The 9,905-nt window shown below is 60.7% G+C and carries 8 protein-coding genes; 3 read left to right on the top strand and 5 right to left on the bottom strand.

The features are described 5' to 3' along the window. From ABD013_RS06440 to ABD013_RS06430, 3 genes are all read left to right on the top strand, one after another. On the top strand, positions 1 to 395 hold a 395-nt coding region (locus ABD013_RS06440), incomplete at its 5' end, for an FAD-binding protein (RefSeq protein WP_343803922.1). A gap of 117 nt (positions 396 to 512) precedes the next feature. Then, positions 513 to 2,159 carry an electron transfer flavoprotein-ubiquinone oxidoreductase gene (locus ABD013_RS06435; RefSeq protein ID WP_343803919.1) on the top strand — a complete coding sequence of 549 codons (1,647 nt, stop codon included), beginning with the start codon at positions 513 to 515 and terminating at the stop codon, positions 2,157 to 2,159. A gap of 291 nt (positions 2,160 to 2,450) precedes the next feature. Beyond that, positions 2,451 to 4,715: a tetratricopeptide repeat protein gene (locus ABD013_RS06430; protein ID WP_343803914.1), complete on the top strand. Its 2,265-nt coding sequence runs from the start codon at positions 2,451 to 2,453 to the stop codon at positions 4,713 to 4,715. Positions 4,716 to 4,720: 5 nt separating this feature from the next. On the opposite strand, the gene ABD013_RS06425 is transcribed toward ABD013_RS06430, so the two are convergent. From ABD013_RS06425 to ABD013_RS06405, 5 genes are read right to left on the bottom strand one after another with little or no spacing between them, the layout of a single operon-like run. Beyond that, positions 4,721 to 5,977: a hypothetical protein gene (locus ABD013_RS06425; protein ID WP_343803911.1), complete on the bottom strand. Its 1,257-nt coding sequence runs from the start codon at positions 5,975 to 5,977 to the stop codon at positions 4,721 to 4,723. After that, positions 5,964 to 7,469 carry a vWA domain-containing protein gene (locus tag ABD013_RS06420; RefSeq protein WP_343803908.1) on the bottom strand — a complete coding sequence of 502 codons (1,506 nt, stop codon included), beginning with the start codon at positions 7,467 to 7,469 and terminating at the stop codon, positions 5,964 to 5,966. Before ABD013_RS06420 ends, ABD013_RS06425 begins: the two co-directional genes overlap by 14 nt. Beyond that, positions 7,466 to 8,473, bottom strand: a complete 1,008-nt coding sequence (locus ABD013_RS06415) for a VWA domain-containing protein (RefSeq protein ID WP_343803905.1) — start codon at positions 8,471 to 8,473, stop codon at positions 7,466 to 7,468. The genes ABD013_RS06420 and ABD013_RS06415 overlap by 4 nt, the downstream gene beginning before the upstream one ends. Then, positions 8,460 to 8,954 (bottom strand): DUF4381 domain-containing protein, encoded by a 495-nt coding sequence (locus ABD013_RS06410; RefSeq protein ID WP_343803902.1) that lies wholly within the window; start codon positions 8,952 to 8,954, stop codon positions 8,460 to 8,462. The genes ABD013_RS06415 and ABD013_RS06410 overlap by 14 nt, the downstream gene beginning before the upstream one ends. Further along, positions 8,951 to 9,901, bottom strand: coding sequence for a DUF58 domain-containing protein (locus tag ABD013_RS06405; RefSeq protein ID WP_343803899.1), 951 nt, complete (start codon positions 9,899 to 9,901; stop codon positions 8,951 to 8,953). The genes ABD013_RS06410 and ABD013_RS06405 overlap by 4 nt, the downstream gene beginning before the upstream one ends. Positions 9,902 to 9,905 lie beyond the last annotated feature (4 nt).

Raw genomic sequence — 9,905 nt, 5'->3', positions numbered from 1 at the left:
TTGGCGAAGAGATGGCACAGTCCGACCGTCCGGAACTGACTGCCGCCAAGGTCGTCGTGTCTGGTGGTCGTGGCATGGGCAATGGCGAGAACTTCGCCATTCTGGAAAAACTGGCCGACAAGCTGGGCGCTGCCGTGGGCGCGTCCCGTGCCGCCGTTGATGCCGGCTTCGTGCCCAACGACATGCAGGTCGGTCAGACCGGCAAGATCGTGGCGCCGGAACTGTACATCGCCGTCGGCATCTCCGGTGCGATCCAGCACCTGGCGGGCATGAAGGAGTCCAAGGTGATCGTGGCGATCAACAAGGACGAGGAAGCGCCGATCTTCCAGGTGGCAGACTACAGCCTGGTGGCCGACCTGTTCGAGGCGGTGCCGGAGCTCGAATCCAAGCTCTAAGGCCTGGCGTTCGATAGATCCCCTCTATGCCCTGTTCTTGTCCAGAGTTCAGGGCATTTTTTTCAGCAACCTTTGCGATAACCGAGCACCCCAGACGGTCGCTTGGAGGGTCAAGTTATGCGTGAATCGATGGAATTCGATGTGGTCATCGTCGGGGCAGGCCCCGCCGGGCTGTCCACCGCCTGCCGTCTGATGCAGCAGGCACAGGAAAACGAACAGGAACTGACGGTCTGCGTAGTTGAGAAGGGCTCCGAAGTGGGGGCTCATATTCTGTCCGGTGCTGTACTGGAAACGCGGGCACTGGATGAGCTCTTTCCCGACTGGAAAGAGCAGGGTGCACCGCTGAACACCGCGGTGACCGAAGACGAAGTCTACCTGCTCAAGGATCCCAGGAAGGGCACCAAAATCCCCAATGCCTTCGTGCCAAAAACGATGCACAACCAGGGCAACTACATCATCAGCCTGGGCAACCTGTGCCGCTGGCTGGCGGAGCAGGCCGAAGCGCTGGGCGTCGAGGTGTTCCCGGGCTTTGCTGCCGCTGAAGTGCTGTTCAATGACGATGGCAGCGTCAAGGGCGTGGCCACTGGCGACATGGGCGTAACCGCCGAGGGCGAGCAGGGCCCCAACTACATGCCGGGCATGGAGCTGCACGCCAAATATACTGTCTTCTCCGAAGGCTGCCGCGGTCATCTGGGCAAGCAGTTGATCAGCCGGTACAGCCTGTACAAGAATGCCGATACTCAGCACTATGGCCTGGGCATCAAGGAACTCTGGGATATCCCGGCCGAACAGCACACGCCGGGTCTGGTGGTGCACGGTTCTGGCTGGCCGCTGGACAAGGAGACCAGTGGTGGCTTCTTCCTCTACCACACCGACAACAACCAGGTGGTGGTCGGCCTGATCGTGGATCTGAACTACCAGAACCCATACCTGAGTCCGTTCGACGAGTTCCAGCGCCTGAAGCATCATCCGGTGCTCAAGCGCCACCTGGATGGCGGCAAGCGCGTGTCCTACGGCGCCCGTGCCATCGCCAAGGGCGGCTACAACTCGCTGCCGAAGATGACCTTCCCGGGCGGCCTGCTGGTCGGTTGTGATGCCGGTACGCTGAACTTCAGCAAGATCAAGGGCACCCACACGGCGATGAAATCCGGCATGCTGGCCGCCGAGGCGATCTTCGACGCGCTGAGCAAGGGTGACGAGGGTGGTAAGGATCTGAGTGGCTTTACGGATGCCTACAAAGCTTCCTGGCTGTTCGACGAGCTGTACCGCTCGCGCAACTTCGGTCCGGCGATGCACAAGTTCGGTCAGCTGATGGGTGGCGCGTTCAACTACATCGATCAGAACTGGTTCGGTGGTCGCATCCCGGTGACGCTGCACGACAACCACCCGGATCATGCCCAGCTGGCACCGGCGGATCATTATGAACCGATCAAGTACCCGCGACCGGATGGCAAACTCAGCTTCGACAAGCTCTCCTCGGTGTTCCTGTCCAACACCAACCACGAGGAAGACCAGCCCTGTCATTTGAAACTGGCGGATGCCAGTATCCCGCTTAAGCAGAACCTGCAGCTGTTTGCTGAACCGGCGCAGCGCTACTGTCCGGCGGGCGTGTACGAGATCGTTGAGGACGAGGGCGGCAAGCGCTTCCAGATCAACGGCCAGAACTGCCTGCACTGCAAAACCTGCGACATCAAGGACCCGGCCCAGAATATCACCTGGGTCACACCGGAAGGCATGGGCGGACCCAACTACCCGAACATGTGATTCATCAGGGGAGTGGCAATCACTACCACTCCCCGGCTTATGTACCAGCCGACCGTACCTCACCCAACTGTCTCACCCACAGTGCACTTCTTCGGTCAGGCTGGTGCTCCATTCCATCATCGCTCTGGCTCACCCGCAGTTTTTTGACAAGCTCCCAGGTATCCAACATGCCAAGACAGGCGACATTGCCTGGTAAAGGAGGTAAGTTTGGCACCTTAATAAGAATCCAAAGAACCGAGAGCCACACTCGTGACCATCCGTATGGACGTTTTTCGCATTGTTATAAGTGTCATGCTTAGCTTGTGTATCCTGATGCTCGGCCGTGCCGCCAGTGCTGAGGTAACCCAGGCTGAGAATTCCGGTTATGTACCGGCCGCTACGTGTAACCAGTGCCATCAGCAGCAGGCAGATCTCTGGTCTCATTCCGACCACGCCTGGGCGATGAAGCCCGCCGATGAGGCTTCCGTGCTGGGTAACTTCGATGATGCCCGCTTTGATGACGGCGCCGTGCAAGCGCGCTTCTTCAAACGCGATAACGGCTATTGGGTCTCGATCGAAGGTGAGTCGGGCGAGATGGAAGAGTTTTCCATCGCGTACACCTTTGGCTATTTTCCGCTGCAGCAATATCTGGTCAGGCTGTCTCGCGGTCGGCTGCAATCGCTCACCATTGCCTGGGACAGTCGTCCCAGTGAAGAGGGCGGTCAGCGTTGGTTTTCTCTCTATCCCGGCGAGAAGTTCGCCCCCGATGACGCCCTGCACTGGACCGGAAGGTACCAGAACTGGAACGCCATGTGTGCGGACTGCCATTCCACGTTCCTGAGCATGAACTATGACGAGGCGTCCGACAGCTTTGCCACCACCTGGCAGGAGCAGAGTGTTGGTTGTCAGGGATGTCATGGACCCGGCCGTAAACATGTTGAATGGGCACAGGGCGAGCCATCTGCGTCAGCTGATAAACCGGAGGCTGGCAACAAGGGGCTCACCGTCGACTTCAAGGGGATGGACTCGAACAAGGTGGTGGAAACCTGCGCCTATTGCCACAGTCGACGGCAGAGCCTGAAAGACGGTCAACACGCCCACGAAGCCTATCTCGACAAGGCCTTGCCCTCGACCCTTGGCGCCGGACTCTATCATGCCGATGGCCAGATTGAGGGCGAGGTATACGTATATGGTTCCTTTATCCAGAGCGCCATGTACAAGGCCGGTGTTGCCTGCCTCGATTGCCATGATCCTCACACCACCAAGGTGCTGGCTCAGGGCAATACGCTCTGCACCCGCTGCCACAATGAAGCACCTCCGCCCAGGTTCCCGCAGATTCTGGCGATGAATTACGATTCGCCCGAGCATCATCAGCACCCCCAGGGCTCTACCGGCGCGCAGTGTGTGAATTGCCACATGCCCGAGACAACCTACATGGTGGTGGACCCGCGTCGCGATCACAGCCTGCGCATTCCCCGTCCCGATTTGACCCTGACGACCGGCAGCCCCAATGCGTGCAATGCTTGCCACGATGATCGCTCGGCCGAATGGGCGAGCTCAGCCATTGAACACTGGTATCCGTCTTCCGAGCGGTCGCCACATTTTGCATCTGCGCTGAATGCCTTTCGCAGCGGTGAAGATGATGCCGTTGTCCGGCTTGCGCGTCTGATCAGAGACAGCACGGCCCCCGCTATCGCCCGGGCCACTGCTGTGGAGCACTTGGGCTCCTTTGGTTATCAGGCCTTCCCTGTACTGCGTGCGGGTCTGCTGGCGGATGAACCACTGGTGCAGGCTTACGCAGCCGGTGCCTTTGCGCAACAGGCGGCTGGGGACAATCTATCGTTGCTCATCGATCTGCTATCGTCGGATCACCCCCGTGCTGTACGGGATCAGGCGCTGAAAGCGCTGGCTGGTGTCAGTCTTGATCGATTTCCGGAACCGATGAGGGGCCGTGTTGCCCAGCTACGGGCGGACTATGAAAAGCGTCTTGGCGAATTGGCAACCCTCCCGGGCAGCCGGTTCAACTTTGCCGCCTACCTGCACCGGGACGGTCAACATGACAAGGCGATTGCTCAGTATCAGGCGGCGCTTGAGCTTGATCCCGTGTTCAGCCCGGCCAGAATCAACCTTGCCAAGCTGGCCAGCGAGCGGGGCAATGCTGAATTGGCGCTTGCCACGCTGACAACCGGGGCCGATATGGAGCGGGTCCCCGATTCGGACCGGGCTTACCTGGCCTACCTGCTGGCACTGGTACTGGTGGAGTCTGGCCAAAGCGAACAGGCCTTGTCCCGTTTCGAGCAAGCGACCCGGCTTGATCCCGCCAACACCCGTGCCGCATACAACCATGGCCTGGTGTTGGCCCACATGAAACAGTGGCCGCGCGCGACTGAGGTTCTGGATCAGGCCCTGTCACGGGCACCCAATGACTATGACCTGCTGAATGCCAAAGTGTATGTTCTGCATCAGCAGGGCCTACTGGATCAAGCTCTCCAGCAGGCCAGAATCATGCAGCAGCTGTATCCCGAGGATGCCAGGGTCAGTAGGCTGGTTGATGAACTTGAGCGGCGTCTGAACTGAGCGAGTTATTCCTGGCTGCGTTTGGGGATGATCAGGCGGCGCAGGGCTCTGAGCATTTTGGGTTGACCCTTGGTGGGATCGGGAGAGGGGCCATAATAGTGCGCGAGGCCGTCCAGCAGATTCTGCTGTGATTCAGGATCCAGCGGGGCATTGCGAATGGACGGGCTGCAGTAGCGGGTCTGAATGAGGCGATAGGTACTGGTCAACTCAGCCGGGGTTTTCTTCAGCTCCCGAACAGCCTGGTGGCGAGTTCCGAAGCGGGAATCGCGCCAGTGCTGGTGCAGGCGGCCAAACTGTACGCGGAACAGCCCCAGGGCAGAACGGCGGTAACGCCTCAGGGCCCAAAACACCAGAGCGAGGGTAACGGCCAGTCCTGCCCAGCTGCCGGGAAAGCGGCGGCTAACCTGGTGTGCCAGCCGTTGTCCCGCCAGGGCAAGTTGCTCATTCAGGGATGTTTCGGCCGCGGTCACTTCAACCACCAGTTCCGGCAGCCGGGTGCGTTTCACCTTGCCTTCATCGATATCCCACCAGGCCAGTTCGACCGCAGGCAGTGTCAGTGTGCCGGTCTCCTCGGGCAGGTAGCGCACCTGCTCGATGCGCTCGCCTCCGATGGAATGCCCCCGTTGATCGGTCAGCGCTTTGACCTCTGCAGGCAGTTCAGTGCCCGCCGGCGAGGGCTTGGCAAGCGCCTGGGGCCGGGGGATCGACAATGCCAGAGCGCCCTGGGCTTGCACCCGGATTTCACGGATCAATGGCTGGCCGGTCTGGATCGATAGGGTCGCTGGTCGCAAGCTTTGGCTCAGCTGGATATCAGTTGCCAGCAGGCTGATACCGGCTGCTTCAGCGGCAGGCAATGGTTGAACGGCGAAGGAGCGTGCCGGCAAGGTGACCGCCACTGGCTTGTCTGACTGACCCACAGGCACCTCAAGCTGCAGGCCGGGCAGGGTCGTTACCCCCGACTCGAGCGGAATCAGGCGGTAGCGGTAGCTGAGGCCGAAGTAGCGTTTGCCCTCAATGTTCCGCTGAATGGTTCGGCCCTGACTGCCCTCAAACGTGATCAGCGTGCCCGGAACCTGGAAACGGCTGAAGTCAGGCGTGCCGGTCAGCCAGGTATCGGTCAGTACATCGATCTCGTAATACAGTGGTTGTCCGGCCCGAATATCGCTTTCCGGTTGCAGACGAGCATCGAGTCGAACCTCTTCTGCGGCCGCGGCCTGGAGTGTCAGGCCGATACACAGCATCAAGCTTTTAATCCACATCATCATGCCTCCCTGAAGCCTGCTGCTCGAGGGCAATCTTGCGGCGCAGAAATTCCGTGGCAGAGGAACTCAGGTTTTCTAGCCAGACTTCGTCCGCCAGTCGGGTGTGTGCTTGCAGTTCGGTTGCCTGCCCTTCGTTGCTTTCCTTATCGAAACTCAGCACATCGGCACCCATCTCGGGAGCATGCTGGCGCTCCTGATCGAACGCCTGTGCCAGCCGGCTGACCAAAGCCAGGTTGGCCGTGGCAGCCGGGAAGTCGGGTTTTTTTGCGAGCGCGGTTTTATAGGCGGCTTCGGCCTTGCGCAATTCAAGCTGTCGGGCATAGCTGTTTCCCAGATAAAACCAGGCCTCCGCCGTGTCGATCTGGCGAAAATTCTCGATCGCCAGCTCGAAGTCAGCGGAGCGATAGGCGGACAGACCGCGCAGATAAGGGGTCTGGAACAGCTGAGCAGCCTCGGCATAGCGGTCAGATTCGAATGCGAGGCGTCCCTGCTGGTCCGGGGTGAGGAAGGCGTCGCTCAACGGCCCGGCCAGTGCCGGCTGAGAGGGTGTAAAGGCCAACAGTGTCAGGGGCAGCAGGCACCACTGCACGCGCCATCCCCGGCGTATAGACAACAGGGACAGCAGCAGTGCGGGCCAGACCAGCCAGTAGCCGAGGTCACGCCATTTGAGATTTTCATCCAGGTTTTGGTGATGCCTGAAATGGGACTGGATGCGATCTTCCAGCCAGCGCAGATCGTCCTCGCGGTTGGTGAACGCCTGTGCGCTGGCTGACAAGCTGCTCAGTACCGAGGCTCCGGTAGCAAGGCTTTCGGCGGGTGCCAGCACCAGTATCTCCATCGGCGCAGATGGCTGATGCCAGTCAGGTGCGAACTGTGCGGCCGCCAGGTTGTCGGTTATCAGGAGGAGGCTCATTGGCATCGGGTCGTCAGAGCGGGTACGCATAGCCATGGCCAACGCTTCGTTGAGATTGCGGCTGTGGCCCGGGATCATGCCGGCCTGCAGTGAGTTCAGGTAGAGCGCCAGCAGTTCCCGGTCGCGGCTGTTGGGCAGGATGAGATGAGCACTCTGGCCATAACCGATCAGGCCGATCCGCCAGCCGGGATGGCGCTGGGCTAATGCCAGCACCCTGTCCTGTGCCAGCGCCAGGCTGTGTCTGCCCTGATCACTGCCCATGGAATCGGACAGATCGATGATGACGGTGACGTTGGTCTGCTCGTCAACAAACGGCGGCAGCACCCTGTCCCAGCTGGGGCCTGCCACCGCCACGCCGCCCAGTACCAGCAACAGGGCAAAGCCGTGGACCGGGAAAATACGGTGATGGTGTGTCGAGTGCAGGGTTAGATGCTTGAGCAGGTGCGGGGCAATGATCTGCCTGAGGGCATCCTGTCGCCGGCTGTACACCTGCCAGATGGGCACAAGGAGTATCCCTGTCAGAGAGAACAGCAACCCCCAGGGGCGGAGGAAATGGAACTGGGTGAACACCTCGCTCATGCGTCGGCCTCTTGCTGTTCTGTTGTGCGGGAGGCGACAGGGGGGCGCCGCATCAGGGCTGTAACAAGCAGCTCAAGCAGGAGCAGGCCCAGCGCCAGCGCAACGGGCACCCAGGACAGCTCTCGCCGGGGTTGCGCCTTGAGTACGCTGGCGTTCTGAGGCGTCAGGGCATCAATGGCACTGTAGACCTGCTGCAGAGCCTGCTGGTCAGACGCGAGAAAGGCGTGGCCATGTGTTTGGGTGGCAATCTGCTCAAGCACATCGGCAGCGATGCTGTTGGCGCCGCTGCTGTCCGCCTGGCCAAAAGCGATGGTGTGTATCTTCAGACTTCGGTCGCGGGCAATGCGAGCGGCCTGGAGTGGGTCGAGCCGGCTGCGATTGTCCCGGCCGTCGGTCAGGAGAATCAGCACCTTCTCAGGCAGCGCGCTGTTGGCCAGCAGTTTCAGGGTCACGCCGATCGCATCCCCAAGTGCCGTGTTGGCACCGGCCATGCCACTTTCCGTCATCGCCAGAATCTGCAGCAGGGTGTCGTGCTCGGCACTGGGGGGCGCCAGCGGGAATGCCTGATCACCAAAGCCGACCAGGCCGATACGGTCATCAGGGCGCTGGCCGATAAACTGGCTGGCCGCCTGTTTTACAGCCGCAAGGCGTTCGATCTTGAGGCCGTCGGGCGTTGCGACATCCCGTTCACTCATTGATAGAGAGAGGTCGATGGCCAGCACGATATCCCGCTTCGGCTCCATTCGGGTGATTGGAGGCTCAAGCAGCACGGGACGTGCTGCTGCGGCCAACAGCAGCAGCCACAGCAGCCAGCGTATGGCGAGCACCACACGTGAAAGCCCTACTGGGCTCCGGTTGGAGACCGCTTGAACCTGGTGCTGAAATGCTGCGGTAAAGGGTACCCGCAGTTTTCGCCGCGGTTCGATGAAAGGGGGCAGCCAGCGATAGGCCAGCAGAGGCAGCGGAAACAGCAGCCAGGCCCAGGGGAAGTCAAACTGGATCATGGTGGTTCTCCAGCCAGTGACGGCAATCGGCTATCAGGCTGGCCAGATTCAGTGCCTGCAGTGTCTGGTCGTCAGCGTAGGCCAGCAGCTCCAGATGGTGAGCAAAGTCCTGTGGCAGCGGTGTGCGGGCCATACCGCTCAGCAACTTTTGCCAGTTGTGACCAGTCATGACGGCAATGTCAGGGTTTTCCTGGCCGAGTCGGGCAATCACCGCCTGCTTGAGCAGATCGGGAATGTCTCTGAGCGGGCTGGGGTCATTGGGTAGCTGTTGCCACCGACGCTGCAGCCGGTCCAGCTCGAGCAGGGCAACCCTGCGATAGGCATTGGCGTGCCGTCGACGGCGCCAGGTCACAAAGACGATCAGTGCCAGTGTCAGCAGGCAGAACAGCAGTGCCCACCAGCCCCAGGTTTGCGGCCATAGGTCAGGCATGGGCGGGGCAGGGAGTTCCTGCAGCTGGTTCAGCTCGCTGATCAGGCTCATGCTCGGGGCCTTGCCATCAGTCCGAGCGCTTGCCGCAACTGAGGCAGCGTCGGCATGGCGGTACTGATCTTGATGTGAGGGAAGCGACTACGCCGGAGATGGTCATCGATATCGCGGAAGCGTGACTGCATAAAATCGGTGAGGCGCTCGCGCGTGGCGGCATGGCCCAGATCCAGGGTGACTTCCGCCTGGTTGTCGACGACGGTCACCACGCCGTGCCTGGGCAGTTCCATGCCCAGAGGGTCATAGATCTGCACCGCCAGCACATCATTGTGCAGGGAAAGCTGCTGCAGCAGGCCCAGTGTCCGCTCTGTCAGGCCGGAGAAATCACTGACAATACAGATCGTCTGGTCGTGGCGAGCCTGAGCCAGGGTACGTGAGAGCACACGGTCGAGCTGATCGCGATTGCGTGGTTGCTGATGGCCGACGTGTAGCGCCCGGTTGCGGCGCGCAATTTGGCTGAGCAGGTCAGCGACTTGCTGCCGGCTGCGATGAGGCGTGACGATATCGATATCCTGATCATTGAATACCAAACCGCCTACTCGGTCGCCGGCATGAAAGGCGACCCAAGCGATCAACGCGGCCACTTCCGCCGCTGCGGTGGCCTTCAGCAGCAGGGTTGAGCCAAACAGCATATCCATGCGCTGGTCACAGAGAATCAGAGTGGGACGGTCCCGTTCTTCGGTGTAGCTGCGCACCAAAGGCGTGCCGGTGCGCCGGGTGGCGCGCCAATCGAGATGGCGGATGTCGTCGCCTCTGGCGTAGCGGCGCAACTCATCGAAGTCGAGGCCGCGTCCTCGCATGCGGGAGCCCCGTTGGCCCGAAAGCAGACTGCAGGTGCGTTGGCGACCGTGGATATCCGGCAGACGTCCATCGGCTTCCAGTTGCATCAGCCGTTTTGTGGTGGTGTAAACCTCTAGCCTGCTGTCATCCCGGTTGTTGTTCATGTCG

Source organism: Marinobacterium maritimum (assembly GCF_039523155.1).
Classification (GTDB): Bacteria; Pseudomonadota; Gammaproteobacteria; order Pseudomonadales; family Balneatricaceae; genus Marinobacterium; species Marinobacterium maritimum.
The sequence above is the reverse complement of the archived record's forward strand: the minus strand, read 5'-3'. Positions and strand labels throughout refer to the sequence as shown.

Coding starts and splice junctions, on each gene's coding strand:
- ABD013_RS06435 (WP_343803919.1), top strand. CDS start 513: ATGCGTGAATCGATGGAATTCGATGTGGTCATCGTCGGGGCAGGCCCC.
- ABD013_RS06410 (WP_343803902.1), bottom strand. CDS start 8,954: ATGAGCCTGATCAGCGAGCTGAACCAGCTGCAGGAACTCCCTGCCCCG.
- ABD013_RS06420 (WP_343803908.1), bottom strand. CDS start 7,469: ATGAGCGAGGTGTTCACCCAGTTCCATTTCCTCCGCCCCTGGGGGTTG.
- ABD013_RS06425 (WP_343803911.1), bottom strand. CDS start 5,977: ATGATGTGGATTAAAAGCTTGATGCTGTGTATCGGCCTGACACTCCAG.
- ABD013_RS06430 (WP_343803914.1), top strand. CDS start 2,451: ATGCTTAGCTTGTGTATCCTGATGCTCGGCCGTGCCGCCAGTGCTGAG.
- ABD013_RS06415 (WP_343803905.1), bottom strand. CDS start 8,473: ATGATCCAGTTTGACTTCCCCTGGGCCTGGCTGCTGTTTCCGCTGCCT.
- ABD013_RS06405 (WP_343803899.1), bottom strand. CDS start 9,901: ATGAACAACAACCGGGATGACAGCAGGCTAGAGGTTTACACCACCACA.